This window comes from Haloferax mucosum ATCC BAA-1512, from assembly GCF_000337815.1.
Classification (GTDB): Archaea; Halobacteriota; Halobacteria; order Halobacteriales; family Haloferacaceae; genus Haloferax; species Haloferax mucosum.
Window position 1 is genome coordinate 374,392 of the sequence record NZ_AOLN01000011.1, and the last position, 26,151, is coordinate 400,542.

Here is a 26,151-nt window from a genome sequence, read left to right on the forward strand (position 1 = left end):
CCGTCACTGCTTCGATACGCCGAGCAGTCGAGTGCGAAACGCGAACCGGTTATTCGCTTTCCCCGTCCGCTCGAAGTTCGAGACCCGTAATCTCGAATCTCGAACCGCCGACCGACTCGGCGAGTTCGATACACCAATCGTGTGCCATGGCCGTTTGTGTGACGATAGCCAGTCCGAACCCGGTTCCGTCTGTTCCTGTCGTGTAGCCGGCTTCGAACACCTCGTCGCGGTCTTCGGCCGGAACGCCGGGACCGTCGTCTGCGACGTAGAATCCGGGGTCACCCGTCCGGCCCGTGGTCGGGCCGACGGTCACGGTTAGCTGGCCACAATCGTCGGTGTCGCAACCGTGTTCGATGGCGTTCCGAAACAGGTTCTCGAAGATGTGTCCGAGGAGATTCGGGTCCGCGCGGAATACGACCGTGTCGGAGACGACCAGTTCGGCATCGCCCGTTTCGACGTGTTCCCACGCGCGTTCGGCTTGCGTTTCGAGGTCAACAGTGACGAGTTCATTGACCGAGTCGTGGCGGGCGAAAATCAGCGCGTCGGAGATGATTTCGTCGATGCGGCTGAGCGCGTTGGCGACGCGTTCGAGTTGCGACGGGACGACGCCCTCTTCGAGAAGCGAATCGACGTATCCCGACGCGACCGAAAGCGGGTTTCTGAGGTCGTGTGAGAGCATGCGGGCGACGCTCTGCAGTCGCGCCGCTTTCTCATCGACCTCCAGTTCGGCGCGCTTTCGGTCGGTGATATCCAGGTGGATGACCTGAATGTACATCTCGTCGCCCACCGAGAACCGAGAGGCACGCATCGTGAACCACTGTCGTTCGTTCTCGTTGTGACACGGATACTCGAACGAGAACGTGTCGCGGTCGCCGCGAGCGACCGCCCGAATACCGTCTCTCGCCGTCATTGCCGTCTTATCCCCACTCACGTCACAGATATCGAGATAGTTCGACCCAATCGAGCTACTATCGTCGGTGCGTCCGTGTTCGTTGCCGAACTCGCGCCACGTCTGGTTCGTATAGATGATGACTCCCTCCGCGTCCAAAATTGCGAGTTGTGTCGGAAGCGCGTCTAAACTCGAAGACGCGAGTGAGGGGGAGAGAGTCATACACATACAGTGGGACGTGAGCTACTTGATTTGTTTGGACGGTGTATATGTTCGATTCAGCACGGTCAGAAGCGAGAGAATGGCAAATCGGGGGGTCCCAAAACGGCACACAAGGGGTGGGCACGTCGATGTCTGTACCCGCCGAAACGGCTGGACTGTCACTGATTCCGACACCATCAGACAGACGACGTAACTGGAATCGGTTTCGAAGCGATTCCGGGACCGAAGACGTGTTGTGCCTACGGGGGTAACGTATTTGTAATGGAAGCGAAGGAATCGTATCCCGTCAACGTCGGCGCTATCCGGTCGGATTTCCCCATCCTCGAACGGAACGTCGGCGGCGACACTTCGACGCCGGGCGAACACGACGATGACACGACACCGCTCGTCTATCTCGACAACGCCGCCACGAGCCACACCCCGAAGCAGGTTGTCGATTCGATAGTCGAGTACTACCACGGCTACAACTCGAACGTTCACCGTGGCATCCACCACCTGAGCCAAGAGGCTTCTATCGCCTACGAGGACGCCCACGACCGAGTCGCCGAGTTCATCGGTGCCTCTGGCGGACGCGAGGAAGTCGCGTTCACCAAGAACACGACCGAAGCGATGAACACGGTCGCGTACGCGTGGGGACTCAACGAACTGAGTCCGGACGACTCCGTCGTCCTCACCGAGATGGAACACCACGCCTCGCTCGTCACGTGGCAACAGATAGCCAAGAAAGTCGGCGCAGAGGTGCGCTACATCCGCATCGACGAGGACGGCCGTCTCGACATGGAACACGCGAAGGAACTCATCGACGACTCGACGAAGATGGTTTCTGTCGTCCACATCTCGAACACGCTCGGGACCATCAACCCCGTCTCCGACCTCGCGGACATGGCCCACGACGTCGGCGCGTACATCTTCGTTGACGGCGCGCAATCGGCACCGACCCGCCCGGTCGATGTCGAGACCATCGACGCCGACTTCTTCGCCTTTTCGGGCCACAAGATGTGCGGTCCGACCGGCATCGGTGCGCTCTACGGTAAGCGCGATATCCTCGACGAGATGCAACCGTACCACTACGGCGGGTCGATGATTCGCCGCGTCACCTTCGACGACGCCACGTGGGAAGACCTCCCGTGGAAGTTCGAAGCCGGGACGCCGCCCATCGCACAGGGCATCGGCTTTGCCGCCGCCATCGACTATCTCGACGACATCGGCATGGAGAACGTCCAAGCCCACGAGGAACTCCTCGCCGAGTACGCCTACGACCGACTCAGCGAGTTCGACGATATCGAAATCTACGGTCCGCCGGGCGACGACCGCGGCGGACTGGTGTCGTTCAACCTCGACGGCGTCCACGCTCACGACCTCTCCAGCATCCTCAACGAGCAGGGCGTTGCCATCCGCGCCGGCGACCACTGTACGCAACCGCTTCACGACAAACTCGGCGCGGCCGCCTCGACGCGCGCGTCCTTCTACATCTACAACACGAAAGACGAAGTAGACGCGTTAGTCGAAGGGCTCGACATCGCCCGCGAACTGTTCGCCTGAACACGCTCGGCGTCCCTCAACACGCTCGCTGTCGCCCGCGAACAGTCACCGCACGCCGCTTGCGGCCCGAAGCGGGTTCCGCTCTTTTTTGCTGGGCGAGCGTACCCGGCGAAATCGGCCGATTTGCGGCCCCGGAATCCTTTTACCGCGCTCGGGCGTAGCCCCGACGAACACAATGGGCATTGGCTCAGACATGTATCGTCAGCAGATTTTGGACCACTACAAGAACCCCCGAAACCACGGCCGGCTCGACTCGCCGACGTTCAGTCACACGGGGGAGAATCCCTCCTGCGGCGATACCATCACGATGGACGTGCAACTCGCCGACGACGGCGAGACGATAGAGCGCGTCGCGTTCTCCGGCGATGGCTGTGCCATCAGTCAGGCGTCCGCGAGCATGCTCACCCAGCGGCTCCCGGGGACGACGCTCTCGGAACTAAACGAGATGGACACCGACGACATCACGGAGATGCTCGGCGTCGATATTTCGCCGATGCGCGTCAAGTGCGCTGTCCTCGCTCGACAGGTCGCACAGGACGGCGCGAAGATTCACGACGGCGAGATAGAAATCGAGCAGACGAAAACCGAAGACGACGACTGAAGTCGTTCGGGTGCGCGCTTATTCTTCGTTCGTCCGCGACCCGAGCGCCGCGGCCAGCGCGACGAGGTAGCCGAGTCCGGCTTTGACGTCCGGGTCTCGCGTCGCTCGAAGGAGTCCGACCGCTCCGAGCGGCTCGGCATCGGCGTCTTCCGCGTCGGCGACTTCGGCGAGCGTGCTCCCGGTTCGTGCGATCGAGTGCACCATCTCGTCGTCCATCGCGCCGACGCCGAGTTCGACCACGTCGATGCGGTCGTTGACGAGACCGAGTCGTTCGACGAGGACGGCGACTTCTTCGGGGTTGTTCTCGATAGCCCGAACGAGTTCGTCGGGCACCGCCTGTTCGGTCGATTGTGGGTTCTCTTGGTCTTGCATCGTCCGTCCCTCAGAGCATTCCTCTGGCGGTCAGCCAGTACGATTCGTTGTACGTACGACTCGGTCGTCCGGGTCGGTAGCCTCGACCACGAAGTCGGTCTCGACGCGGACGCCGCAGTCGGCGAGTCGATTCGAGACCACCGTCCCGCCAGTTCCACCGACGACGACCACGATTCGCTGTGTCATCACGTTCACTTACGTGAGTAGTCGTTTCCGAGGGCGTCAGTATTGAACCACATCCCCAATATTGTGGGAACTGACAGACGGTGAGGCGATAGGGAGACGGTGTTCAGTTCGGAGATAGTCGTTTCAGTCTTCCCAGACGAGATTGGGAAGTAGACACGACTGCTGGTGCTCAACGTCGTGGTTTCGAAGCGAAAGGGAGGACATGGAGTCTTGGGTTTGGAGCGGAAGCCGGGTCTATTCGGGCTTGAGACCGCCGTCCTGCACGCGCATGATTCCCTCGCCGTCGGCAAGGTTCGGCGCGTCAACGAGACGGACGATACGCTTGTCACCTTTCGACTTGCGGAGGTAGATACGGAACGTCGAGGTGTGGCCGAGGATGTTGCCACCGATAGGTTGTGTCGGGTCGCCGAAGTAGGAGTCGGGGTTCGACGCGACCTGGTTCGTGACGAGGATACCCGTGTTGAACAGGTCGCCGATGCGCATCAGGTCGTGGAGGTGCTTGTTGAGCTTCTGCTGGCGTTCTGCGAGTTCGCCACGACCGACGTACTCAGCGCGGAAGTGTGCCGTAAGCGAGTCAACACAGAGCAGGCGAACCGGCCACTCGGTGTCTTCGTGGTCGCCGGCGAGTTCCTTGGCCTTCTCGGCGAGGAGAATCTGGTGGTTGGAGTTGAACGCCTTTGCGACGTGAATCTTGTCGAGGACGTCATCGACGAGCGCCGTCATCGTCTCTTCGTCGTCGATAGAGCCTTCGATGCCGCGGTCATCGAGCGTCGCTTCGAGGACATCGTCTTCGAGACCGCGGACCATGTCGTCGATACGCTCCGGGCGGAACGTGTCTTCGGAGTCGATGAAGATACAACCGCCGCCGAGGCCGCCCTGTTCGGGCGGGAGTTGGACGTTGACGGCCAGTTGGTGCGTAATCTGAGACTTACCGGCACCGAACTCGCCGTAGACTTCGGTGATGGACTGTGTTTCGAGGCCGCCGCCGAGGAGTTCGTCCACTTCGTCGATTTGCCAGCTCAGCTTGCCGATTTGCTGGCGTCGTTCGAGGACCATCGAACCGGTCTCGAAGCCACCGACATCGGCGGCGTCACGGGCCACGTTAATGATGTCCGAGGCCGTGCTAGAGCCGATGTCGGCCTTGTTAGACAGTTCGCCGGGGCTGGCGACTGCGATAGACTGGTAGCTGTCGTAACCGCTCTCGACGAGTTTGTCGGCGGTGGCCGGGCCGACACCGGGGAGACTTTCGAGGTCGTCTTCTGCCATACCCAGTCGTTCCGCCCATACCCACATAAACCCTCGTTAACAGCGGAGTGAAAGTGAAATCGAGGGACTGCGGCTACCCGATGACGACTGTCTGACGGAGGTTGAAGTTGGAAGTCGAGACGTTCGGTGGCGATGAAAGAAGTCGAGTCAGGTCAGGTCAGGTCAGGTCAGAGCAAGGCAGGCCAAGCCATCAGTTCCACGGGTGCCCATCTCGCGTCGAGGGCCAAAGCGGGTACCAGTAACTCTCGTCGTCTTCGATTTCGAGTTCGCCGTTGAGGACCGATTCGAGTTTGAACTCCAGTTGTTGGTTCCGGTTCGACGTTCCCTGTGGCGAAAACGGGTAATACGCGCCGCGGCGGAACGAGTACACCCAGTAGGCTCGGTCGCCATCCTTTCGGAACCCGAAGAGTGCCGCGAGCAGGCGCGACCCGTAGCCGCGTTCGATGAACTCGTCGGCCGCGAAGTGGACACTCGTCACGAGGTCCTCTGGGTCGTCGTCAACGAGGATTACCCAGTTGTAGCCGTGACCGTCTGTGTGGCGACGGAACTCGGTCCCGGTCTCTTCCTCTCCGGCGGTGAGGATAGCCTCGACGGCGTCGACGGTGTCTGCGAAGTCGGTGCTATCGACGGAGGAAAAACAGAGTGCCGCTTCGTTAGACGGGTCGAATCCAAGGTCGGCTTCCATCGTCAGATACGCCGTGCTCATCCCGAAGAGGTCGTCGGGGTCGGCTCGGCTGGTCGCGTCTGACTCGGCGCTGATGCCAAGTGCGGCGCGGACTGAATCGAAGAGTCCCATGGCCACCGGTAAGGTGGCTGGTAACTTAGCGTCGTGGGACAGTCATCGGGCGGTCGCAGAAAAAACGCCGCGGGTGAAACCGACCTAGAACGTCTCCATCTCGCGCTCCATGTCGCGGAGGCGCTCGATACGGTTCTCGGTCGAGGGGTGGGTGCTGAACAGCCGACCGATGAAGTCCGACTTGATGGGGATGATGAAGAACGCGTTCATCTCCGAGGTTTCGCGCATGTCGCGCTTTGGGACGTTCTCCATCCGGCCCGAAATCTTGGTCAGGGCGGATGCCAGCGCCGACGGGCGGCCCGTGATGATGGCGGCCCCGCGGTCGGCGGCGTACTCACGGTAGCGCGAGAGCGCCCGAATCAGGAGATACGAGATAATCCAGACGACGAGCGACGCGAGGATGGCCACGATGACCGGCATGTTCTGTCGGTCGCGGTCACCGCCGAAGAACCAGCCCCAGCGGACGATAAGGAAGGCGATACTGGAGAGGAACGATGCGATTGTCATGACCATCACGTCGCGGTTCTTCACGTGCGCGAGTTCGTGCGCGATGACGCCTTCTAACTCGTCGTCGTCGAGCGTCTGCATCAGTCCAGTCGTGACGCAGACGGCCGAATTCTTCTGCGAGCGACCCGTCGCAAACGCGTTCGGGACGCGGGTGTCGGCGATGGCGACTTTCGGCTTCGGCAGGTCGGCCTGTTGCGAGAGGCGACCGATCATCGCGTGGAGTTTCTTCGCTTGTGGGCCGTCGTCTTCGTCAACGACGGTCGCGCCCATGCTGTAAAGCGCGAGTTTGTCGCTGAAGAACAACTGCGCAAAGAGGAAGACGCCCATGAACCCGACCATGATAGCGAGGCTCTGGAAGTAGGCGAACAGCACCCCTGCGAAGACGATGTAGAGTGCGAACAGGAGAAACATCGTGAACGCCATGCGACCACGCAGTCCCCAGTCCGGTTTCCATTCCATAGGGTGTGCTTAGTAATCCGGCTAATAAACGCTGTTGGAGTGCGAATTTATCGCACGGTTGTAACTGAATCGGGTACGGGTCGGCTCGTTCACAGGTCACCTCCGTGTCACAGACGGCAATGGTTTCGATAGTGAACCGGAAGCGTTCGACTGGGAGAGTCAGAAGTAATGCGTCCGAAGCCGTTTTTGCGTCGCCGAAGCGGGAAATCGGGACACACCATTTTGCCGACTGGGTGCGTATCGCTAGGAGAGATGTTCGCCGATAGAGAAGACGCGGGCCGACGCTTGGCAGACCTCCTCGACGAACGAGGCGAAGAGGCGGACGTAGTGCTGGCAATCCCGCGTGGGGGGCTACCGGTGGGGAGAGAGGTGGCCGACAGGCTCAGAGCGCCGCTCGACGTGGTCGTCGCCTCGAAAGTCGGCGCGCCGGGAAATTCGGAACTCGCACTCGGGGCCGTCGCGGGTGACGAAAGCGCGTGGTGGAACGAGGACCTCGTGTCGTATCTCAGCGTGAAAGACGACTACCTCGACCGAGAGCGCAAACACGAGGCGGAGGTGGCACGTGAGAAAATCTCGCTGTACCGCGACGGTGACCCGCTTCCGAACCTCGATGGAAAACGCGTTATCGTCGTTGACGACGGCGTTGCGACCGGGGCGACCGCCCGCGCCTGTCTCCGACAGGTGAGAGGAAGTGGCGCAGAACGCGTCGTGCTCGCGGTTCCGGTCGGGCCGCCTCACACAATCGAAGACCTCGAAGGTGAGTGTGACGCCGTCGTGACCGTCGAAGCCCCCGAGGCGTTCGGAGCCGTCGGTGCGTTCTACCGCGATTTCACGCAGGTTACGGACGAGGTGGCCGCGACGTATTTGGACCCGAGCGAGACCATCGAGTAACCCGGGAGTTCGGGGGAATCGGAGACGGCACACGACACAGACGTGACGCGGAATTTAAGCGGTCGAGCGGACTAGAGCCGTCAATGAGCGAATCCCGCGACTTTTGCCCTCGGTGTGGGGACCCTATTCCGGAGCGACCGGAACAGCTCCCGGGGATGCCCCGCGAGCGCGACGACGTGCTCTGCGACGCGTGTTACTTCGAGGATTTCGACCTCGTGGACGCGCCCGACAAGGTGCAGGTGCGCGTCTGCGCGCAGTGCGGCGCGATTCACCGCGGAAACCGATGGGTCGATGTCGGCGCGCGAGACTACACCGACATCGCCATCGAGGAGGTATCGAACTCGCTCGGCGTCCACCTCAACGCGGAGGAGGTCCGCTGGGGGGTCGAACCCGAGCAAATCGACGAGAACAACATCAAAATGCACTGCCACTTTTCGGGCGTCGTCCGCGGGACGCCGCTGGAAGAGTCGGTCGTCGTCCCGGTGAGTATCGCCCGCGAGACGTGCAAGCGGTGCGGCCGCATCGCCGGCGGCTACTTCGCCAGTCTCGTACAGGTCCGCGCCGACGACCGCACACCAACGACCGACGAGGCCGAGACGGCCATCGAAATCGCCGAATCCTACATCGCCGAGCGCGAGGACAAAGGCGACCGCAACGCCTTCATCACGGAGGTCAACCGAACGCCCGACGGCCCGGACATCAAGATCTCGACCAACCAGATGGGAAGCGGCGTCGCAAAACAGATTCGTGAGCGATTTGGCGGCACCATCGAAGAACACCCGACGCTCGTCACGGAGGACGGCGACGGCAACGAGGTGTACCGCGTCACGTTCGTCGCGCGACTCCCGCGATACACCGCTGGCGACGTTATCGACCCCGAAGACGGCGACGGGCCGGTCCTCGTCAAGAGTAACCGCGGACGCCTGAAAGGGGTTCGTCTCACATCTGGCGACGAGTACGAATCTGAGTTCGAAGAGGGCGAACGGCCAGACGCGGAACATCTCGGTTCTCTCGACGACGCCGAAGAGACCACCGTCGTCACGGTCGAAGACGCACACGCGGTACAGGTACTCGACCCGGAGACGTTCGAGGCAAAGACCATCCCGCGACCGGACTACTTCGACCCTGACGCCGCGATGGTTCCCGTCCTCAAGAGTCATTCGGGACTTCACATCCTGCCTGACGAGGCCGTCGAGGACGAAGAAGGGGAATAGGAACGAAACTATCGAGGAGTCGGAAGGATACGAGCGGGAGACAGCGCGCTCTCTTTTCGAAAAACGTTGCCGAGCAAACACCCTCGTCGGCTACCGAGTGTCGAGCTATCGAAAGCGAGAGCTACCGTTAGTCCGCGCGGGCAGGGTTGTCGGGAGAAACTGCCGTCGCGGGCGTGTCCTCGCGCACCGTCACACCGTGGCGCTGGAGGATGACGACGAGTTCGTCCTCGGAGTAGCCGGAGCGGGCGGCCGCCTGCGAGAGCGTGAGCGTCCCACTACGATACAGTGTAATCGCCGTGGCGAGTGCGGTGGTGTGCATGGCCGATACACAGCGATTCAGTGGCAGTAGTGTTAACTATTTCGTGAGAAAGAATGCCAAACCAAAACTATGCAGTCGGATTGGTTTACATACACATATTGAATCAGATTTCCCAACCACATACACCCAACAACACCAACAATCATTGTTGATTCGGCAGAGAGTTCCAGATGCGCTTTGACGGACGGAACTTACTGCACCAATCGTTCAGAGTGACAGAGACACAATTGGCACACGGAGAGAGATACGTAGAAACGAGTCACTGCGTGCCTCGCAGTGGGCGGACACACTACGAAGCAGGCCAGCCCCGTTCCCGTTATCACACCTGCGAATGATGCCGAAGCGTTCTTTTCTACCCAGCCACGTCGTACGCCCATGGACAGACAGCAACTGATTGCACTGACACTCGTTGCACTGATGCTGGGGTCGTCGGTGTCCATCGCGGTTAGCTTCGCGCTGTAATCACTCGCCCCAGACGTCAGAAAGCGGATGGTTGCCGCGACCATCGTCGTTCGAATCCGATTGCGAGCGACTGCGTCCGCCACGAGAGTGGCCGCCCCCGGACTTGCCGCCTGACGACCGCCCACCAGCGGACCGGCTACCGCCCGAACTCGTCGTGGTCGAACCGGTTCCAGGCCCCGACTGTCCGGCCGACTGGCCACCGAATCCTGACTGTCCCGTCGTCACGTTGCTGCCGCGTCCACCGGCGGCGATGGGGTCGAACTCGGGAAGGTCCGGCTTCGACATCCGGTCAACCTGTGCCTCGAACCAATCGGGCATGTCGGTGCGCGTCTTTTCGAACAACTGGAGCAGACTGCTGTCGGCGATGTAGGTGTCGCCGTAATCGTTGGGGGCGCGGACGACGCGCCCGCAGGCCTGAATCACGGTTCGCAGGGCGGCCCGGCGATACCACGCCCACTGGCCGTCTTCGAGACGCCGTGCGACCCGCGAATCGTTCGTGTTGAGATACGGCGCTTTACAGAGGACCTGCCAGCGACAGAGGTCGCCTTTCAGGTCCAGTGCCTCTTCCATCTTGACCGAGAGGAACACTTCGGGGCTGTCGGTTGCCTTCCACGTCTCCAACTCGGTATTTCGGTTGTTTCGGTCGTGTCCGTGAATGCGATTTCCGAGACCCATCTCGGCGAGACGACGACGCAGTTCCGCCTGAATCGCATAGGAGTGACAGTGGACGAGTCCCTTCTTGTCGGGGTGTTTCGCCATCAACCGGACGATGAGACGGGCGATGTTGGGAAGCGTCTCGTCGCGGTGTTCGTAGGTCATCTTCCCCTGTGCGACGTTGTACAGCGGGCGGTTCTCGACGGGGAACGTGTGACCGACGTCCACGAGCGCGACGTTCGATGGGTCGAGACCGACGGAACGGCAGAACGCGGCCTTGTTTAGAATCGTCGCCGAGAGGAGTGCGAACTTGTTGCCGCGGTCCCACACGGTGTGCTGGAGGTACTTCGCGGGGTCGAGCGGCTTGATGGCGATGGGCGAGCCTTCGCCGTCGTGTTGGTCTACGACCCACGTCGTCGGACTCTGCGGGTCGCGGTAGTCATCGACGAACCATTTCAGCTCGCCGATGAGTTCTTGGAGCCGGTCGCGTTTGGCGGCCTCCTCGGGTAGCAACTCGGATTTCGTCAACAACTCGTCTTTGGCCCGTTTGCAGACGCCGACAAGCGTGTCTGCGAACCGAACGGCGCGTTCGATGGGGTCGTCGGCGTCCGCGAGGTCGGGGACGCCGATGTCGTCCCAAATCGGGACGGTCCGAGGCTTGAGGTCGATAGTCGCGTACATCTCGGCCCACTCGGCGAGACCGTGTGCCTCGTCGATGACGACCACGTCGCGCTTTCTGAACACGTCGGAACCGGCAGTCTGCATGAAATACGCGAGCGTCATCGCCGCGATTTGACGATTCGAGGCGATAGCGCGGTCCGAAAAGTACGGACACCGGTGGCGGACGCTACAGTCGAACCCGCGCTTGCGGGCGCAAGGAGCGCGGTCAACCGGCGTCTCGGTTTCGCCGCGAATGATGCAGTTGTAGTTCGACTTCCCGCGGATTATCTTGAGGTCCGAGAGGAGACCGTCTTCGGCCACGTCGTCGAGTTGCGACACCTGTGGCGTGGTGTAGTAGGCGTCGGTCGCTTCGGCAGGCGAGGTGTCTTCGACGGTCGCCGCCGCACCCGCGATAGAGCGCGCGAGAAGTGACTTACCGCTCCCGGTCGGCGCGCGAACCAGCACCACGTCGTTGCCGTCGGCGAAGGCGTCTCGAATGTCGCGCAGTGCTTGCTCCTGCGTGCCGCGGAAACTGGGTGCGGGAAACGAGTCGATGATGCGCGACGGGTCCACGATGGTTGCTGTCGGCGGGTGGGCCTAAATCCACCGCTCCCCCTCAGAAACGGCATGGCAGGAGTTAGCAGAGGAACACAGGAAAGGGGCACACAGGCAAGTGAATCCGAGGCGGACGGAGGGCTAAGACCACTGTTCATCGTTACGACCCGGCGAATACAGCGACGGCTACCGGATAGGAAGTCACCGCCTCGTGTCGCGGTCGAAACTGGCTCGGCGCAATCGCGCGTTAGAGCGCCGCCACGTCTTCAGCCGTCGGTTCGTGGTCGCCCGGAAGGCGCTCCATACACTCGAAACAGAGGAAGTGTTCGGACCCATCGACCAGTTCGAGCGTCATCCCGCCAGACGAGGAAGTCGGAAAGTTCCAGAGGTCGCCGATGCCGCCGGCGATACGGACATCTTTCCCGCAGACATCACACGGTTCTGAGGTCATACGAGAACTGAGGTGTCGGACCCGGAAAAACGCCCCGCCCGTGGGCCGATATGTGACGATACGACACCGAACTGACCGGCGAACCGCCGAGACCTTCATGTCGATACGCGTGCAAATTCTACGGCATGCGCGTCGATTGCGAGGAGTGTGCTGGGTGCTGTATCGACTGGCGACCGGTCTCACCCGTCTCGCTCGACCACGAACGACGCGGGCCGCGCGCGCCGCTGGACGACACGTACAACCTCGTCCCGCTGACCCGCGACGAGATTCGCAACTTCGTGGACGCTGGGTTCGGCGACGTTCTCACACCGCGGTTGTGGGAAGCACCGCCCGGCGAAGGCGTCGAAATCGGCGGTGTCGAAGTGGCCGCTATCGCCGGACGACCGGCGTTTTTCGTCGGCATGCGAAAGCCGCCGAAACCGGTCGGTCCGTTCGGATTAGAGCGGACGTGGCTCCGTTCGTGCGCGTTTCTCGACCCCGAGACGCTCCAGTGCCGCATCCACGACACCGACTTGTATCCCGACGAGTGCGCGGAGTATCCGGGCCACAACCTCGTCCTCGAACAGAAGACCGAGTGCGAACGCGTCGAAAGACAGTACGGCGGCGAGCGCCTGCTCGACGGAACGCCGCCGGAAGACCAGCGCGGACTTCTCCTCGGACCCCACGCCCTCGGCGCAAAAGTGTTCGCCCATCCCGACCCGGAGCGATTGACCGGCGTCGTCGAACGGCTCCGAGACCGGAGCCTGTCGCCCGCGGATAGAGCGGAGTTCGTCGGCGTCGCGGTCGGGTCGCATCCCGGTTCGACCGACGTTGACGCCGACCGCGCCCGCGAGGCGCGAAAGCGGGCGCTCGAAAGCGAATCGTGGGCCGGGAGCGCGGTCGATGCGTGGCGGTCGCTGGCCGGTGTGGTCGGCGACGTCGCCCGCGACGCGCCCAACCCAGACGTGGTCGAAGTCGAACGCGGCGCACCGGAGACGCCCGGCTGGGACGCGGTTCGAACGGACGACTGACCGGAAGGCGACCCGCGTGTCGTCCGCGCCTCGCATGTCAGTGGTGAGAGCGTTTAACATCCAGTGAGCCGTCTGCATATCACATGAGAGTTCTCGTAACCGGTGCGACCGGATTCGTCGGCCGGCATCTCGTCCCAGCCCTGCTCGATGCGGGACACGACGTCGTCGTCTTCGTCCGCGAGGCGGGGCGGTACGACGGTCCGGCCGACGTCGAAGTGGTCGAAGGCGACATCTTCGAACCCGAGACGGTCGAGCCAGCGATGGTGGGTGTCGATGCGGCCTACTACCTCATCCATTCCATGCAGTCCGGCGGCGACTTCGAGGCGCGAGACCGACTCGCGGCGCGCAACTTCATCAACGCGGCGGACGCCGCGGGAGTAGAACGCGTCGTCTACCTCGGCGGTCTCGGCGAAGAGCACGACCAACTCTCGGCGCACCTGCGTTCGCGCCGCGAAGTCGAACATATCCTCGCGTCGTCGTCGCCCGAACTCACGACGCTCAGGGCGGCGATTATCGTCGGCGCAGGGAGTGCGAGTTTCGACATGGTCCGCCAACTCGCAAAGCGCCTGCCGGTGATGGTGACGCCGCAGTGGGTGGAAACGCGGTGCCAACCGATAGCCATCGAAGACGTCGTCGCCTATCTCGTCGGCGTGCTCGACCACCCGGAGACCGCTGGTGAGACCTACGAAATCGGCGGTCCCGACGTACTCACCTACCGCGAAATGCTCCAGCGAGTCGGGACACAACTCGGGCAATCGCCGCGCATCGTTCCGGTTCCCGTGTTGACGCCGCGGCTCTCGTCGTACTGGATTGGTCTCGTCACCGACGTGGAAACCGGCGTTGCCAGACCGCTCATCGAGGGTCTCCGGAACCCGGTCGTCGTCACCGACGACCGCATCCGCGACATCGTGGACGTAGAGGAGACGCCCTTCGACATCGCGGTAGAGCGGGCGCTTCTCGAAGAACGAGACTCGACAACGGTTCCCGCCGAGACGCCGACGACAACACCGTGACTGCACGCGTTACACGCGGCCGGTCAGTGTCGCTCCCAAGACGGAGCCGAGTGCCCAGACTGAGCGCGAGGGCGAGACCGAAGCCGGTCGCGTATCGCTACTCGTACCCGCGACCACGGAGGGTCGGCGCGTGAGCGACACGACCGAGTACGGCGAGACGTGGGTCTACGAGAGCATCGTCGGCGCGTTACCGGGCGTGAACATCGGCGAAGCGGGCGCGATTGCGATCCAAATCGCCGTGTTCGAGGTCGCCGTTATCTTCCTCGCGTGGGTGTACGACCTGTGGATTGCGGCAATCGCCGGAACCGTCGCAATCGTCGTCGCCGCCGTCGGGAGCGTCGTGATGCTCCGGATGGGCGAACAGACCCGGGCCGTCGCTGTTCCCGCGCCGTACCGCCGCTTGCTCTTCGGGTCGAGCATCGAGGTCGTCTTGGGCGTACTCGCGTTCGTCGCGCTCGTGACGCACCTGTTCGTCTTCGACCCCCAGCAGTCTGAGACGCCACTTATGACGAGTCTCTTCGGCCCGAAACCGCCCGTCGTGGTCGTCTACCTGACGCTCCTCGTGCTGTGGGACCTCTGTTACCGCATCGGCACGTCGTGGTGGGCCGCCGTCGTCAACCTCTGGGGAGCGATTCGATACCGATTCGACGACCCGACCGCCCGCTCGGTCAAGCGAGTGAACTATCTCAACGTCGGCTTCGGCGTCGCACAGGTGGTGTTGATTCCGTTCGTGTTGGACCAACGGGTACTGCTCGTCGCCGTCGGCGGGCACGTCGTGGCCGTGACGCTCGTCTCCACTGCGGCCGCGGTGCTCACGAGGACATCGCGGTAGCGGGTGAGAAGGTGGCGGGTTAGTCGTCGGATTTCATCTGCTTGAACTGTTCGAGGAGCGCATCGGTCGAGTCACCGGAGTCGTACTCGACGGTGCCACGGTAGGTCTGCCGGTCGTCGTCGGTGCCGGGTTCGACCTGACTCGTCATGCGCTCGCGGCGTTCGTGTTCGGCTTCGTCATAGGCACCCATTGACATGGTTCATTAAACCATGAGTGTGAGTGCCACATATAGTTATCGGAGATGTTCACAATTATGATAAATACGTCGGTGGGCAGGAAAGGGTAAAAACAATCGCCGGACTACACCGTGTGTGGCACGTCCTCTCCGATTTCGTTACGCCCCCGGTCATTGGGACGAGACGCGGGTCGTCCGCGAGGTGTTCCAACCGCTCGACGGAAACCTCGGTGCCGAGATGAACGACCCGTGGCACGCGCCCCCCGCGGGCTACGACGCCCGACGCTTCGACATGGAGAACGGTGATACCGCTCTGTTCGCGTGGACCGACGACCACGCCTACTGGGTTGGAAACACCGAAACACCGAGTTCGCTGTGGCGAACCGACAAGGAGGGGTTCGGCGAAGCGCCGTTCGAGATGTCTCGATGGGCGCAACGCGAACTCATCGCCGAACTGTTCGAGGAATCGCCGTGGCTGAAACCCTACCCGCACCTCTCGTGGTTCTTCCTTCCCGTGTTCCTCTCAAAAGACGGCCGAGAGACCACGCGGTCGTTCTTCTACGACCACGCCGCGGGGTTCCCGGACGCGACGCGCGAGGAAGCGCTGGCGTTCTACGAGTCGTTCTTTGCGACGGGTGTCCTTGACGAGTACCGCGAAGTGATGGCCGGAAAACTCGGCACGTCGGAGTATTTCGACCCGATACGGATGGCCGCCGCGATGGGCGAGTTCGACGTCGCCTACCTGCTCTCGGAGGCGGGCTACGACGTGACGCCCGAAATCGAGGTGGCGACCGGACACTCCATCGACTTCCGCGCCGAGAACACGCGCGCCGGCGGCGCGCTCATCGAGGTGACCCGCCCGCTCCCGCCGAATCGACGCTCTGTGAGCAATCCGGTGGCCGCGATTCGAGACACCGCACAGACGAAGACGAACGGACAGGGCCAACTCGCCGAACACGGCGGTGGCGTGACGCTGTTCGTCGATTGTTCGTCGTTCCCCGACGACGATTGGGCCGCCATCATGGGCGAGAAACCCGACGTTCGGCACCGCCCGGCGGTCGTCTTCCGACTCCGGCCGTCCGGCCGCGTCGAAGGCTACGCGAAAGGCTCGGTCCCCGTGGACCTGCCGTGGCTCAAGTAACTCGAAACGATTCTCTCGGCCGCAGAACCGACGAGCCGAAGGCTCGGCGTCGAGTGCGGAGTCTTCGAAACGAAAAGCGGGGCCGCAGTGGAGACGACGTGCGTGTTCAGAACGAGAGCATCTGCGGTCCGTCCTCACCGAATGGGGACGGGTCGCGGTCGCTGTAGTACCGACGACCGATTGCCTCGTGGCCGACGCCAGTAAAGAGCGCGTCCCGCACGTCCTGCGGGCACGTGTACGTCTCGTTGCCGAGACGGGCCAGAATCTCTGCGACTGTCTCCTGGCCGTTTTGTAGCTCGATTACCTCGTCGCCGTAGTGCTGGGCGAAGTCTGTCGAGCTTGTCGGATAGTCGTGGCGTTCGATGGCGTCGCCGAGTCCGTTCAGGCGCATTACACCCACAGCTGTTCAGCCCATATTCTTAATGATTTTCCATGTATGTCTTTAGAGCCATTGTAGAATTTAATGAACCTTAATGACAAACATGGCGCAACGTTTGTCCCCCTCTCGTGCCGACGACAGCTATGAGCGAGGACCCTCCGGCCGCGGACCTGCATCTCCACACGACCGCCTCTGACGGGGCGCTGACCATCGAGACGCTCCCGGATGCGGCTCGCGCGGGCGGCGTGAGCGTCGTTGCCGTGACGGACCACGACCGCTATCATCCGGCTCTCGACGCGCCGGTCGTCGAGCGCGACGGCGTGACCATCGTCCACGGCATCGAGTTGCGCGTCGATGCCGGCGAACGCCGGGTGGACCTGCTTGGCTACGGTCTGAGCAAGCGACCGGCGCTCACCGCCGAAGTCGAACGCCTCCAGCGAAACCGGGTCGAACGCGCGCGAAAAATCGTCGAACGCGTCGAAGAGACGACCGGTGTCGCACTCGACGTTTCCCTCCACGACGGCATCGGCCGCCCCCACATCGCCCGCGCAATCGACGCCAGCGACGCCCCGTACGACTATCAAGGAGCCTTCGACGAACTCATCGGCGGCGATGGTCCCTGTTACGTCCCGCGAGACCTCCCATCGTTCGAAGACGGCGTGCGTCTGCTCCGCGATGCGTGTTCGGTCGTCGGTCTCGCACACCCGTTTCGCTACCGCGACCCGGCCGCCGCGCTCGAACTCTGTGCCGACCTCGACGCCGTAGAACGGTACTATCCGTACGGATACGAAGTCGAGACGAGCCTCATCGACGACGCCATCGAGACGCACGACCTGCTCGCAACCGGTGGGAGCGACGCTCACGACGAACGACTCGGCCGCGCTGGGCCGCCGAGGTCCGACTACGCCCGATTCGCGGCGGCGGTAAATGGTCTCTAACCATGTTAATTGGTACCTAACGTCGTCGTCTGCCAGGGGCGTAGAGTTAAATCCTATCGGAACCGAAGGGGGGATATGCAGTGTCACTACTGCGACCGTGAGGCCGCATACGCCGCCGAGAAAGACCACATCAAGGTCGGCCTCTGCGAGCGACACTTCCGCAAGCGGGTCGAGGAACTCGCCGAGTCTGAGGAACTCGCCGCCCTAAAGGAAAAACTCGACATTAACCGGACGAAGTGACGCCCTACTCACGGACGTACTCTCCCCACGAATGCCGATTCCATACCGCCTCCAAGCGCTAATCGCGGACGGCTTATTTTACGCGAGGACGCGACCACCGAGAAGATAGAGCGCCGCGAGCGCGCCCTCGAACACGAGCGTTCCCGCCGCCGACAACGCGAGAAATCGCCGGGCCGACATGTTGGCAAATCCGGCCGGTACGGTGAGCATCCCGCGCGTGAACAACATCGTGTTACTTGCCGGAACGACGAGTTGCCCCCAGCGGTCGAACCAGCCGTCGAACCGGTCGAGTTTGCCCTCGCTGACCCGGAACCACGACCGCGAGAGGAGGTAGTCGCGCCCACCGCGTTTAGCGACACAGAACAGTGCGAACTGGCCGGCAGTGGCACCGAGAACCGCGATACCGAGAATCGGGACGAGGTTCGATTCGCCGACGAGAATCAGTGCGCCGGGGACGAGCAGTTCGCTCGGTGCGACGTAGAGAAGCATCGCACCCTCCAGAACGAATACGAAAAACAGGGCGACGAACGCGAGGTCAGACGCGAGCAGGTCGCGGAGAAATCCCGGCAGTTCGGCGACAACGGCACTCATCGGTGGCGCTTTTTTCAGCGCTGACAAAGCGGTTGTGATACTCGGTCACGTCGGGAGCGACGGCATTTTGCCGCCGCCGCTCGAAGCGCTCGTATGGACCTCACCGACCGCCCGCGACGGCTTCGAACGGACGGACTTCGACCGCTCGTCTCGGAGACGACACTCCACGAGACGGACCTCGTCGCGCCCGTGTTCGTGGACGCGACGACAGACGAGCGCGTCCCCATCGAATCCATGCCGGGACACGAGCGCGTGCCCGTCGATGCGGCGGTCGAACGAGTCTCCGAAGTCCTCGAAACAGGCGTCGAAGCCGTCATCGTCTTCGGCATCCCCGAGTCGAAAGACGAGCAGGGTTCTCGTGCGTACGCGAGCGCGGGCGTCGTACAGGAGGCGGTCAGGCGCATCACAGCCGAAACCGACGCCTACGTGATTACCGACGTCTGTCTCTGCGAGTACACCGACCACGGTCACTGCGGGGTGTTGGAGCCGCACGCCGAAGACGACCCGACGCTCACCGTCGAGAACGAACCAACGCTGGACCTGCTGGCGAAGACGGCCGTCTCGCACGCCGAAGCCGGTGCCGACATGGTCGCCCCCTCCGCCGCGATGGACGGGATGGTCGGTGCCATCCGCGAAGGACTCGACGCCGCCGGCTACTCGGACATTCCAATTATGTCCTACGCCGCGAAGTACGAGAGCGCCTTTTATGGACCCTTCCGCGACGCCGCCGACGGCGCGCCCGCCTTCGGCGACCGCAGACACTACCAGATGAACCCCGCAAACGCCCGCGAAGCCATGCGTGAAGTCGCTCTCGACGTGGAGCAGGGCGCGGACGTGTTGATGGTCAAACCCGGACTGCCGTACCTCGACATCATTCGGGACATCCGCGAGGCGTACGACCACCCGGTCGCCGCCTACAACGTCTCCGGCGAGTACGCGATGCTCCACGCCGCCGCCGAGAAGGGCTGGCTCGACCTCGACGGCGTCGCCCACGAGTCGCTCCTGTCGCTGAAGCGCGCGGGTGCGGACCTCATTATTACGTACTTCGCAGAGAGTGTCGCAAAGACACTCTCTGCGGGCTACCGAGCGTAGCTCGGCAACTTCGCCGAAAGCGTGGCGAAGCAGCTTTCGGCGGGCTATCGGACGTAGTCCGATAACTTCGCAGAGAGTGTCGCTGAATCGCTCCCGAACAGTCGGTGACTGTGACCACGCTCGACCGCGACTGCAACCGACCGCGAACGCAACGACCACACTGCGCGGGGCGAACGCCCGGCGCGCGCTGGCAAAACGCCACCAACCGGCAATATTTTCTGAAACATCTGTCCACAGAAATCCGGACGTGAGTCTCTTTTCTGGACAGATTACAACCTTATACGCGTAATATTCTACCATAGATTGGTCGTTTGTAGAATTTAATACGCCAAAAGTGACACAGTACAACCCCCATACTTATGTAATATGTTGTCATGAACCTCGACCGTGATGAAGCACCACAATCTACACAGATTCGGTGAAAACATACTCGATTGTTCACCTGTGCCGGTGAGAGGTGGACACCTATGAGTCCACTGCAGGTTGATCCCGGCGTCGTCGCACAGGGCGTCAACTACGTCTGGATACTCGTCGTGTCGTTCCTCATTTTCTTCATGCAACCGGGCTTTGCGCTCTTGGAGGCGGGGCAGGTCCGTGCGAAGAACGTGGGGAACGTGCTGATGAAGAACATGACCGACTGGGCGCTCGGCATCCTCGTCTACTTCGTCGTCGGCGCGGGCGTGGCGACAATCGTCGGCGGTCTCACCTCGCCCGGCGGCATCGACGTCGCCGCCGCGTTCTCGTACATCGGCGACTCCGGCGCGTGGATCGACTGGCTCTTCGGTGCCGTCTTCGCCATGACCGCCGCGACCATCGTCTCCGGCGCGGTCGCAGAGCGCATGGACTTCCGTGCCTACGTCGTCTTCGCGGCGACCATCACGGGATTCATCTACCCCGTCGTACAGGGCCTCACGTGGTCCGGCGGCCTCCTCTCGGGAAGCGGCTACCTCGGTGTCGCCCTCGGCGTCGGCTACCTCGACTTCGCCGGTGCGACCGTCGTCCACATGTGCGGTGGCGTCGCCGGTCTCGTCGGCGCGAAGATGGTCGGCCCGCGCAAGGACCGCTTCGACGCGAGCGGCGAGAGCCAGCCCATTCCGGGCCACTCGATGTTGTTGGCCGTCCTCGGGACGCTCATCCTCGCGTTCGGCTGGTACGGTTTCAACGTCGGCACGCAGGCGACCGTCCTCGCAACCACCGAAAGCGGCGGTCTGGAGTTCATGGGAGCCGCACTCGGCCGCGTCGCGCTCGTGACCACCCTCGGGATGGGTGCTGGCGCGGTTGCCGCGATGCTCGTCTCGACGACCTACCAGGGCAAGCCCGACCCGCTCTGGATGGCGAACGGTCTGCTCGCCGGTCTCGTGGCGGTCACGGGCGCTGTTCCGCACGTCACGTGGTGGGGTGGTCTCGTCCTTGGCGCACTCGGCGGCGCAATCGTCCTCCCTGCGTACCGCTGGACCGTCGATTCGCTGAAAATCGACGACGTGTGCGGTGTCTTCGCTGTCCACGGTGTCGCCGGTGCGGTCGGCACGGCCCTCATTCCGGTGTTCGCCGTCGGCGGCTTTTCGGCCACGCAACTGGTCATGCAGGTCGCCGGTGTCGGCGTCATCGCCCTGTGGACCATCGCCGCCTCCGCGGCCGTCTTCGCCCTGGCAGATGCCGTCTTCGGCCTCCGCGTCTCCGAGGAAGAAGAACTCGAAGGGCTGGACATCGGTGAGCACGGCGTCTCCGTCTACCCCGAGTTCGTCGGCGACTCCGGACCAGACCCCGGACTGGGGACGCCGACTGCAACTGACGGCGGTTTCACCATCGACGAGAACACGTCCGGTACGCTTGCTGGCGATGAGAACACGTCAGGTACCTCGGCCGACGACGAGAGCGACGTTCGCACCGACGGCGGGACCGCCGAGTGTGACACCATGGCCGCGACCGACGGAGGTGACGAGCGATGAGCGACGCAGAAACGGGTATCAAACTCGTCATGGCCGTCGTCCGCCCCGACAAACTCGCGGACGTGAAGACCGCGCTCGCCGAGGTCGGCGCACCGTCGCTCACGGTTACGAACGTCTCCGGCCGCGGGTCACAGCCGGCGAAGAAAGGACAGTGGCGCGGCGAGGAGTACACGGTTGACCTCCACCAGAAGGTCAAAATCGAGTGTGTCGTCGCCGACACGCCCGCCGAAGACGTGGCCGAAGCCATCGCCGACGCCGCCCACACCGGCGAGAAAGGTGACGGGAAAGTGTTCATCCTCCCCGTCGAGAACGCGATGCAGGTCCGAACCGGCAAGACCGGGCGCGACGCGGTCTGACGAAGGGATTTGTTCGACTCGGTGACGCGTCGAACCCACGCGAAACCATTTTTCCGCTCCGCACTAAGCGACGTGACGATGAGCGGTGCCCTCCCGTGGTAAGTGTCGAAGTGCTCGGTGGTCTCGCTATCGCGCTCGGTGGCATGTCCGCCGTCGGTCTCGTCACTGACCGATACCTCTCCGAACCCGACGACTTCCGGGCGGACCTCCTCGTGAGCGACGCGAACAAATGGATCGTCTTCGCGCTTTTGTGTAGCTACGTCGTCTTCGTCGAAGGCCGTTCGCTCTCGTCGATGACCGGGCGCACGCTCGACCCACTTTCGTTCGTCGCGGCTGTCGGCGGCGGTGTCGTCGTCCTCTTCGCGGCAAACGCGGTGACCGCGCCGCTTTTCGACCGCTTCGGGGTAGGGAGCCTCGACGACGACATTGCCGATTTTACGTCGCTTTCGGTTCGACACCGGCTCTTCGTCGCCACGACCGCCGGAATCACGGAGGAAGTGCTGTTTCACGGCTACGCTATCGAGCGACTCCTCGAACTCACCGGCAGTCCGCTTCTCGCCGGAGGCGTCTCCTTTCTCGCGTTCGCCGCGAGCCACGCGGTCGGATGGGACCGCGAGGCAGTCGCCAGAATCGCTGTCCCCGCACTGTTGACAACGGCGATGTATCTGCTCGTCCGCGACGTAGTCGTCCTCGTGGCGATTCACGCCCTCAACGACGCGGTTGGACTGCTTCTCGCCGGGTCGGTTCGAGACGCCGACGCCGCCGAGCGGGCGACCCAGTAAGGTCTTTGACGCGAGGGTTCGAACCGCCGCGCATGAGACACGACGAGTCCCGGGCGTTGTACGACCGAGCGCTTTCGGTCCTCGCTGGCGGCGTAAACTCCTCTGTCAGGGCGACACAGCCCTCTCCGTTTTTCGTCGAGCGCGGCGACGGCGCACACGTCATCGACGCCGACGGCAACCGCTACATCGACTACGTACTCGGGTACGGCCCGCTTCTCTACGGTCACGACGTTCCTGAACCCGTACAGGCGGCCGTCCAGAAGCACGCCGCGGCCGGGCCGATGTACGGCGCGCCGACCGAAATCGAGGTCGAACACGCCGAATTCGTCGCGCGACACGTCCCCTCGGTCGAGATGATTCGCTTCGTCAACTCCGGGACCGAAGCGACCGTCTCGGCGGTTCGCCTCGCTCGCGCCGTCACTGGCCGCGACAAAATCGTCATCATGCAAGGCGGCTACCACGGCGCACAGGAGTCCACGCTCGTCGAGGGCGAACCGGGCAACGTGCAACCGAGTACCCGCGGCGTCCCCTCGGCGTTCGCCCAACACACGCTTCCCGTCCCATTCAACGACGCGGACGCGATACGTGAGGTGTTCGAGGAACACGGCGACGACATCGCCGCGGTCATGACAGAGCCGATTCTCGCAAACACGGCCATCGTTCACCCGGTCGATGGCTACCTCCAAACTCTCCGCGACATCACCGAAGAACACGACTCGCTTCTCATCTTCGACGAGGTCATCACCGGGTTCCGCGTCGGCGGACTCCAGTGTGCACAGGGGAAATTCGGCGTCACGCCGGACATCACGACGTTCGGAAAGATTATCGGCGGCGGCTTCCCCGTCGGCGCAATCGGCGGGAAGGCCGAACTCATCGAGCAGTTCACCCCGGGCGGCGACGTGTTCCAGTCGGGCACCTTCTCGGGCCATCCGGTCACGGTGGCCGCGGGCCACGAGTACCTGAAGTACGCCGCCGAAAACGACGTATACGACCACGTCAACCGCCTCGGCGAGAAACTCCGCCGCGGTATCACCGACATCCTCGAAGACCAAGCGCCCGAGTACACCGTCGTCGGCACCGACTCGATGTTCAAAACCGTCTTCACACGCCACGGGACGGCCGACCGTGCCGACGCGTGCGCGGACGGGTGTACACAACACGAATCCTGCCCCAACTACGACGCGTGTCCGAAGACCGGCGCGGACGTGTCGAAGGCCGAGACCGACCGCTGGGAGCGCGTCTTCTGGCAGGAGATGAAAGACCAAGGCGTCTTCCTCACGGCGAACCAGTTCGAATCGCAGTTCGTCTCCTACGCTCACACCGACGAAGACATCGAAGAGACGCTGGAAGCGTACAAGACGGCGCTGTAACTCCACAACCGCCGAGCCGACCCGAGCCGACCCGGCTCGTATTTTCGCTATTACGACGACACTCGTCGCAACCCGAACAGAGCCGGGAGACCCAAGACGGCGGTTATTCCAAGGCCGTAGAGGAACGGAGTGAACCCGGTCGGGTCGGGGGCCAAAAAGAGTCCGAGCGGGAGCGCGACGACGGCGGCGGCACCGAACGCGAGGGCGATGCGGAAAATCCTGTGCACGCTTCATCGTCGCTGTCGAACAGCATGATAGTACAGTAATTCTACACGAACACACTGATTTACAAACGCGATGATGACTTCGGAGTCGGTGCTACGAGGACGCGCGCCGGTACCAGAGATATATTACGGGAGTCAAAACGATGGTCGAGACGAGACCAACGAGCATCGGTAACATGCCGGTGGGGTCCGGCAGAAGGATGAACGCAACAGGATACGCGAAGACGAACGCGGTCAAAAGCGACTGGAGGGTGAGACGCATACTCGAAACTGTTTGTGGAAGAACAACTTTTTAACGCTTCTGGAGGGTCGGCTCGCATCGACGGTCACTGTCTTTCGTCGTCACTCGGGACGGGCCAGTGCCGTCCACCACCTTTCGTTGCCGAGTGCTCACTCCACGCGGAGCCGCGATTCGGCCCGTCGCCAGAGGGGCGGATACGCGCTGACGACGCCGAGACCGACGCCCAACAACCAGACGATGGCGATTCCGAGCGCGTTCTCCCGCAGAGACAAGAGCGCAAAGAGCGTGACGTAGGTGAGCGTCGTTACGAGTCCGACGAGCCACACCCGAACGACGAGACGGAGTCGAAGCGGGCGGTTCCACAGCAGGACGAACCCCACCGCGCCCGCGAGGACGAAGCCGAGCCACGCTGGAGAGTCGAAGCCGAAAAGCGGTACGAGAGCGTCCAGCGGCCCGAACACGGGGAGCAGGCCGAAAAAGAGGAACGCGACGACGACGAAGTCGCCGACCTGCCGAAGGGCGGAATCGAAAGCGGGCATTGCGAGAGTCGTCGCGCGAGCGACGTATCGAACTTTCGCTTGCGGATTCGCCGTGATGACAGTGCGTCACGGCCGAACGTGGACGGGCGCGAACTGGTGGGCTTTTCAACGCGGAGGGCGGACAACAGCGTATGACTACACGGACACTTCGCTTGGCGACGCGAGGGTCGGCGCTCGCCCGCGCACAGGCCGCGAGCATACAGGAGGCGCTCGTGAGCCGGAGCCTCGACGTCGAACTCGTCGAAGTCGAGACGACGGGAGACCGCATTCAGGACGAACTCATCCACCGACTGGGTAAGACCGGCGCGTTCGTCCGCGCGCTCGACGAACGCGTTCTCGACGGCGAACTCGACATCGCAGTCCACTCGATGAAGGACATGCCGACCGAGAAGCCGAACGACCTCGTCGTCGCAGGCGTCCCAGAGCGCGCCCCCGCCGGCGACGTGCTCGTCACGGCCGAAGGCTACGATATCGACGAACTCCCCGAGGGAGCCGTCGTCGGCACCTCGTCGCTCCGCCGGCAGGCCCAACTGCTCACCTACCGCGAGGACATCGAAGTCGCGCCGCTCCGCGGGAACGTCGATACGCGCATCCAGAAGTTGCTCGCCACGCACCTCCAACGCGAGCACGAAGCTCGCGTCGAAAACGACAAAGAACGGCAGGAGAAACGCGGCAAGACCGACCACGACGAGGAGTTCGACGAGAGCGCAGACGAGTGGTTCGACGGACTCTCCGAACTCGAACGACAGGCGATGAGCCGGAAGGTCGAAACCGAGTACGACGCCATCGTCCTCGCGGAGGCCGGACTGAAGCGAAGCGGTCTCGACGAGAAAGTCAACTACGAGCGACTGCCGCGGACGAGTTTCGTCCCCGCGCCCGGACAGGGCGCGATTGCGGTGACCGCGTCCGACCCCGAGGTCATCGACCTCGTCAACGACAAACTCGACCACCCGCGAACCCGCGTCGAGACCACCGTCGAACGAACCATCCTCGCCGAACTCGGCGGCGGGTGTATCGCCCCGATTGGCGTTCACGCGCTCCTGCAGGGCGAACACGTCCACGTGGACGTGCAGGTGCTCGCAACCGACGGCACGGAGTCCATCAAAACGTCCCGCAACCTGCCGGTTGGCACGCACGCCACTGCCGCCCGCGACTTTGCGGCCACCCTCAGCGACCGTGGTGCCGGGCAGTTGATAGAAGCCGCCCGCGAGGAGGCCGCGGAGGAGTAAGATG

The 26,151-nt window shown here is 62.9% G+C and carries 31 protein-coding genes; 16 read left to right on the forward strand and 15 right to left on the reverse strand.

Annotated features, from left to right (window positions below; all coding sequences use genetic code 11):
* Positions 1–49 precede the first annotated feature (49 nt).
* Complete coding sequence (locus C440_RS08735; protein WP_049915564.1) at positions 50–1,117, reverse strand: PAS domain-containing sensor histidine kinase; 1,068 nt, start codon at positions 1,115–1,117, stop codon at positions 50–52.
* A 255-nt stretch (positions 1,118–1,372) separates the two neighbouring features.
* Between C440_RS08735 and sufS the strand changes: the two genes are divergently transcribed.
* Positions 1,373–2,653, forward strand: coding sequence for a bifunctional cysteine desulfurase/selenocysteine lyase SufS (gene sufS / locus C440_RS08740; RefSeq protein ID WP_008320024.1), 1,281 nt, complete (start codon positions 1,373–1,375; stop codon positions 2,651–2,653).
* 175 nt (positions 2,654–2,828) lie between these two features.
* Positions 2,829–3,254, forward strand: coding sequence for a Fe-S cluster assembly sulfur transfer protein SufU (gene sufU / locus C440_RS08745; RefSeq protein WP_008320027.1), 426 nt, complete (start codon positions 2,829–2,831; stop codon positions 3,252–3,254).
* Positions 3,255–3,272: 18 nt separating this feature from the next.
* On the opposite strand, the gene C440_RS08750 is transcribed toward sufU, so the two are convergent.
* The 5 genes from C440_RS08750 to htpX all read right to left on the reverse strand — a co-directional run bounded on the left by C440_RS08750 (position 3,273) and on the right by htpX (position 6,840).
* Positions 3,273–3,626 (reverse strand): DUF1641 domain-containing protein, encoded by a 354-nt coding sequence (locus C440_RS08750; protein ID WP_008320028.1) that lies wholly within the window; start codon positions 3,624–3,626, stop codon positions 3,273–3,275.
* A 30-nt stretch (positions 3,627–3,656) separates the two neighbouring features.
* On the reverse strand, positions 3,657–3,812 hold the full coding sequence (locus C440_RS17750; RefSeq protein ID WP_169317785.1) for a hypothetical protein: 156 nt from the start codon (positions 3,810–3,812) through the stop codon (positions 3,657–3,659).
* A 234-nt stretch (positions 3,813–4,046) separates the two neighbouring features.
* Positions 4,047–5,078 carry a DNA repair and recombination protein RadA gene (gene radA / locus C440_RS08755; protein WP_008320029.1) on the reverse strand — a complete coding sequence of 344 codons (1,032 nt, stop codon included), beginning with the start codon at positions 5,076–5,078 and terminating at the stop codon, positions 4,047–4,049.
* 190 nt (positions 5,079–5,268) lie between these two features.
* Complete coding sequence (gene pspAB / locus C440_RS08760) at positions 5,269–5,874, reverse strand: PspA-associated protein PspAB (protein WP_008320030.1); 606 nt, start codon at positions 5,872–5,874, stop codon at positions 5,269–5,271.
* Positions 5,875–5,958: 84 nt separating this feature from the next.
* Positions 5,959–6,840 (reverse strand): zinc metalloprotease HtpX, encoded by an 882-nt coding sequence (gene htpX / locus C440_RS08765; protein WP_008320031.1) that lies wholly within the window; start codon positions 6,838–6,840, stop codon positions 5,959–5,961.
* 252 nt (positions 6,841–7,092) lie between these two features.
* Here htpX and C440_RS08770 point away from each other — a divergent pair, with 252 nt between their 5' ends.
* On the forward strand, positions 7,093–7,731 hold the full coding sequence (locus C440_RS08770; RefSeq protein WP_008320032.1) for a phosphoribosyltransferase: 639 nt from the start codon (positions 7,093–7,095) through the stop codon (positions 7,729–7,731).
* A gap of 83 nt (positions 7,732–7,814) precedes the next feature.
* Positions 7,815–8,945, forward strand: a complete 1,131-nt coding sequence (locus C440_RS08775; RefSeq protein WP_049915566.1) for a 60S ribosomal export protein NMD3 — start codon at positions 7,815–7,817, stop codon at positions 8,943–8,945.
* 127 nt (positions 8,946–9,072) lie between these two features.
* Here C440_RS08775 and C440_RS08780 read toward each other — a convergent pair whose 3' ends face one another.
* The 3 genes from C440_RS08780 to C440_RS08790 form a co-directional block, all read right to left on the reverse strand.
* Positions 9,073–9,264, reverse strand: a complete 192-nt coding sequence (locus tag C440_RS08780; protein ID WP_008320034.1) for a DUF7317 family protein — start codon at positions 9,262–9,264, stop codon at positions 9,073–9,075.
* A gap of 462 nt (positions 9,265–9,726) precedes the next feature.
* Positions 9,727–11,613: a helicase C-terminal domain-containing protein gene (locus tag C440_RS08785; protein ID WP_008320036.1), complete on the reverse strand. Its 1,887-nt coding sequence runs from the start codon at positions 11,611–11,613 to the stop codon at positions 9,727–9,729.
* A 229-nt stretch (positions 11,614–11,842) separates the two neighbouring features.
* Complete coding sequence (locus C440_RS08790) at positions 11,843–12,046, reverse strand: DUF7561 family protein (protein ID WP_008320037.1); 204 nt, start codon at positions 12,044–12,046, stop codon at positions 11,843–11,845.
* 125 nt (positions 12,047–12,171) lie between these two features.
* On the opposite strand from C440_RS08790, the gene C440_RS08795 reads away from it, so the two are divergent.
* The 3 genes from C440_RS08795 (at position 12,172) to C440_RS08805 (ending at position 14,901) form a co-directional block, all read left to right on the forward strand.
* On the forward strand, positions 12,172–13,056 hold the full coding sequence (locus C440_RS08795; RefSeq protein ID WP_008320038.1) for a YkgJ family cysteine cluster protein: 885 nt from the start codon (positions 12,172–12,174) through the stop codon (positions 13,054–13,056).
* An 83-nt stretch (positions 13,057–13,139) separates the two neighbouring features.
* Positions 13,140–14,069, forward strand: a complete 930-nt coding sequence (locus C440_RS08800; RefSeq protein WP_008320040.1) for an NAD(P)H-binding protein — start codon at positions 13,140–13,142, stop codon at positions 14,067–14,069.
* Positions 14,070–14,199: 130 nt separating this feature from the next.
* On the forward strand, positions 14,200–14,901 hold the full coding sequence (locus C440_RS08805) for a DUF7530 family protein (RefSeq protein ID WP_008320041.1): 702 nt from the start codon (positions 14,200–14,202) through the stop codon (positions 14,899–14,901).
* A 19-nt stretch (positions 14,902–14,920) separates the two neighbouring features.
* Here the strand turns inward: C440_RS08805 and C440_RS17755 are convergent, their stop codons facing one another.
* Positions 14,921–15,097 carry a DUF5786 family protein gene (locus C440_RS17755; protein WP_008320042.1) on the reverse strand — a complete coding sequence of 59 codons (177 nt, stop codon included), beginning with the start codon at positions 15,095–15,097 and terminating at the stop codon, positions 14,921–14,923.
* Between the two features lie 115 nt (positions 15,098–15,212).
* Between C440_RS17755 and C440_RS08810 the strand changes: the two genes are divergently transcribed.
* Positions 15,213–16,217, forward strand: coding sequence for a DUF5784 family protein (locus C440_RS08810; RefSeq protein WP_049915568.1), 1,005 nt, complete (start codon positions 15,213–15,215; stop codon positions 16,215–16,217).
* A 106-nt stretch (positions 16,218–16,323) separates the two neighbouring features.
* Here the strand turns inward: C440_RS08810 and C440_RS08815 are convergent, their stop codons facing one another.
* Positions 16,324–16,608, reverse strand: coding sequence for a DUF5789 family protein (locus tag C440_RS08815; RefSeq protein WP_008320044.1), 285 nt, complete (start codon positions 16,606–16,608; stop codon positions 16,324–16,326).
* Between the two features lie 131 nt (positions 16,609–16,739).
* On the opposite strand from C440_RS08815, the gene C440_RS08820 reads away from it, so the two are divergent.
* Positions 16,740–17,534, forward strand: coding sequence for a PHP domain-containing protein (locus tag C440_RS08820; RefSeq protein ID WP_008320045.1), 795 nt, complete (start codon positions 16,740–16,742; stop codon positions 17,532–17,534).
* A 75-nt stretch (positions 17,535–17,609) separates the two neighbouring features.
* Positions 17,610–17,774: a DUF6757 family protein gene (locus C440_RS17760; protein WP_004045157.1), complete on the forward strand. Its 165-nt coding sequence runs from the start codon at positions 17,610–17,612 to the stop codon at positions 17,772–17,774.
* A 78-nt stretch (positions 17,775–17,852) separates the two neighbouring features.
* Here C440_RS17760 and C440_RS08825 read toward each other — a convergent pair whose 3' ends face one another.
* Positions 17,853–18,365 carry a DedA family protein gene (locus tag C440_RS08825; RefSeq protein WP_008320046.1) on the reverse strand — a complete coding sequence of 171 codons (513 nt, stop codon included), beginning with the start codon at positions 18,363–18,365 and terminating at the stop codon, positions 17,853–17,855.
* Between the two features lie 93 nt (positions 18,366–18,458).
* Here C440_RS08825 and hemB point away from each other — a divergent pair, with 93 nt between their 5' ends.
* The 5 genes from hemB (at position 18,459) to hemL (ending at position 23,914) form a co-directional block, all read left to right on the forward strand.
* Positions 18,459–19,457 carry a porphobilinogen synthase gene (hemB, locus tag C440_RS08830; RefSeq protein ID WP_008320047.1) on the forward strand — a complete coding sequence of 333 codons (999 nt, stop codon included), beginning with the start codon at positions 18,459–18,461 and terminating at the stop codon, positions 19,455–19,457.
* A gap of 467 nt (positions 19,458–19,924) precedes the next feature.
* Complete coding sequence (locus C440_RS08835) at positions 19,925–21,406, forward strand: ammonium transporter (RefSeq protein WP_008320048.1); 1,482 nt, start codon at positions 19,925–19,927, stop codon at positions 21,404–21,406.
* The gene (locus C440_RS08840) at positions 21,403–21,762 is read left to right on the forward strand and encodes a P-II family nitrogen regulator (protein ID WP_008320049.1); all 360 of its coding nucleotides are present in this window, start codon (positions 21,403–21,405) and stop codon (positions 21,760–21,762) included. The genes C440_RS08835 and C440_RS08840 overlap by 4 nt, the downstream gene beginning before the upstream one ends.
* 95 nt (positions 21,763–21,857) lie before the next feature.
* A complete protein-coding gene (locus C440_RS08845; protein ID WP_008320050.1) occupies positions 21,858–22,544 on the forward strand; it encodes a CPBP family intramembrane glutamic endopeptidase in 687 nt (228 codons plus the stop codon).
* A gap of 32 nt (positions 22,545–22,576) precedes the next feature.
* Positions 22,577–23,914: a glutamate-1-semialdehyde 2,1-aminomutase gene (hemL, locus tag C440_RS08850; RefSeq protein ID WP_008320052.1), complete on the forward strand. Its 1,338-nt coding sequence runs from the start codon at positions 22,577–22,579 to the stop codon at positions 23,912–23,914.
* Positions 23,915–23,964: 50 nt separating this feature from the next.
* Here hemL and C440_RS17765 read toward each other — a convergent pair whose 3' ends face one another.
* From C440_RS17765 to C440_RS08855, 3 genes are all read right to left on the reverse strand, one after another.
* Complete coding sequence (locus C440_RS17765) at positions 23,965–24,141, reverse strand: hypothetical protein (protein ID WP_008320053.1); 177 nt, start codon at positions 24,139–24,141, stop codon at positions 23,965–23,967.
* A 91-nt stretch (positions 24,142–24,232) separates the two neighbouring features.
* A complete protein-coding gene (locus tag C440_RS17770; protein ID WP_169317790.1) occupies positions 24,233–24,400 on the reverse strand; it encodes a hypothetical protein in 168 nt (55 codons plus the stop codon).
* Between the two features lie 128 nt (positions 24,401–24,528).
* The gene (locus C440_RS08855; protein WP_008320054.1) at positions 24,529–24,918 is read right to left on the reverse strand and encodes a hypothetical protein; all 390 of its coding nucleotides are present in this window, start codon (positions 24,916–24,918) and stop codon (positions 24,529–24,531) included.
* A gap of 131 nt (positions 24,919–25,049) precedes the next feature.
* On the opposite strand from C440_RS08855, the gene hemC reads away from it, so the two are divergent.
* Positions 25,050–26,147, forward strand: a complete 1,098-nt coding sequence (gene hemC / locus C440_RS08860; RefSeq protein WP_008320055.1) for a hydroxymethylbilane synthase — start codon at positions 25,050–25,052, stop codon at positions 26,145–26,147.
* Positions 26,148–26,151 lie beyond the last annotated feature (4 nt).

What these genes read in the sequence shown, in the direction of transcription:
- C440_RS08735 (WP_049915564.1), bottom strand. Translation starts at nt 1,117, where the DNA reads ATGTGTATGACTCTCTCCCCCTCACTCGCGTCTTCGAGTTTAGACGCG.
- sufS (WP_008320024.1), top strand. Translation starts at nt 1,373, where the DNA reads ATGGAAGCGAAGGAATCGTATCCCGTCAACGTCGGCGCTATCCGGTCG.
- sufU (WP_008320027.1), top strand. Translation starts at nt 2,829, where the DNA reads ATGGGCATTGGCTCAGACATGTATCGTCAGCAGATTTTGGACCACTAC.
- C440_RS08750 (WP_008320028.1), bottom strand. Translation starts at nt 3,626, where the DNA reads ATGCAAGACCAAGAGAACCCACAATCGACCGAACAGGCGGTGCCCGAC.
- C440_RS17750 (WP_169317785.1), bottom strand. Translation starts at nt 3,812, where the DNA reads ATGACACAGCGAATCGTGGTCGTCGTCGGTGGAACTGGCGGGACGGTG.
- radA (WP_008320029.1), bottom strand. Translation starts at nt 5,078, where the DNA reads ATGGCAGAAGACGACCTCGAAAGTCTCCCCGGTGTCGGCCCGGCCACC.
- pspAB (WP_008320030.1), bottom strand. Translation starts at nt 5,874, where the DNA reads ATGGGACTCTTCGATTCAGTCCGCGCCGCACTTGGCATCAGCGCCGAG.
- htpX (WP_008320031.1), bottom strand. Translation starts at nt 6,840, where the DNA reads ATGGAATGGAAACCGGACTGGGGACTGCGTGGTCGCATGGCGTTCACG.
- C440_RS08770 (WP_008320032.1), top strand. Translation starts at nt 7,093, where the DNA reads ATGTTCGCCGATAGAGAAGACGCGGGCCGACGCTTGGCAGACCTCCTC.
- C440_RS08775 (WP_049915566.1), top strand. Translation starts at nt 7,815, where the DNA reads ATGAGCGAATCCCGCGACTTTTGCCCTCGGTGTGGGGACCCTATTCCG.
- C440_RS08780 (WP_008320034.1), bottom strand. Translation starts at nt 9,264, where the DNA reads ATGCACACCACCGCACTCGCCACGGCGATTACACTGTATCGTAGTGGG.
- C440_RS08790 (WP_008320037.1), bottom strand. Translation starts at nt 12,046, where the DNA reads ATGACCTCAGAACCGTGTGATGTCTGCGGGAAAGATGTCCGTATCGCC.
- C440_RS08795 (WP_008320038.1), top strand. Translation starts at nt 12,172, where the DNA reads ATGCGCGTCGATTGCGAGGAGTGTGCTGGGTGCTGTATCGACTGGCGA.
- C440_RS08800 (WP_008320040.1), top strand. Translation starts at nt 13,140, where the DNA reads ATGAGAGTTCTCGTAACCGGTGCGACCGGATTCGTCGGCCGGCATCTC.
- C440_RS17755 (WP_008320042.1), bottom strand. Translation starts at nt 15,097, where the DNA reads ATGTCAATGGGTGCCTATGACGAAGCCGAACACGAACGCCGCGAGCGC.
- C440_RS08815 (WP_008320044.1), bottom strand. Translation starts at nt 16,608, where the DNA reads ATGCGCCTGAACGGACTCGGCGACGCCATCGAACGCCACGACTATCCG.
- C440_RS08820 (WP_008320045.1), top strand. Translation starts at nt 16,740, where the DNA reads ATGAGCGAGGACCCTCCGGCCGCGGACCTGCATCTCCACACGACCGCC.
- C440_RS17760 (WP_004045157.1), top strand. Translation starts at nt 17,610, where the DNA reads ATGCAGTGTCACTACTGCGACCGTGAGGCCGCATACGCCGCCGAGAAA.
- C440_RS08825 (WP_008320046.1), bottom strand. Translation starts at nt 18,365, where the DNA reads ATGAGTGCCGTTGTCGCCGAACTGCCGGGATTTCTCCGCGACCTGCTC.
- hemB (WP_008320047.1), top strand. Translation starts at nt 18,459, where the DNA reads ATGGACCTCACCGACCGCCCGCGACGGCTTCGAACGGACGGACTTCGA.
- C440_RS08835 (WP_008320048.1), top strand. Translation starts at nt 19,925, where the DNA reads ATGAGTCCACTGCAGGTTGATCCCGGCGTCGTCGCACAGGGCGTCAAC.
- C440_RS08840 (WP_008320049.1), top strand. Translation starts at nt 21,403, where the DNA reads ATGAGCGACGCAGAAACGGGTATCAAACTCGTCATGGCCGTCGTCCGC.
- hemL (WP_008320052.1), top strand. Translation starts at nt 22,577, where the DNA reads ATGAGACACGACGAGTCCCGGGCGTTGTACGACCGAGCGCTTTCGGTC.
- C440_RS17770 (WP_169317790.1), bottom strand. Translation starts at nt 24,400, where the DNA reads ATGCGTCTCACCCTCCAGTCGCTTTTGACCGCGTTCGTCTTCGCGTAT.
- C440_RS08855 (WP_008320054.1), bottom strand. Translation starts at nt 24,918, where the DNA reads ATGCCCGCTTTCGATTCCGCCCTTCGGCAGGTCGGCGACTTCGTCGTC.
- hemC (WP_008320055.1), top strand. Translation starts at nt 25,050, where the DNA reads ATGACTACACGGACACTTCGCTTGGCGACGCGAGGGTCGGCGCTCGCC.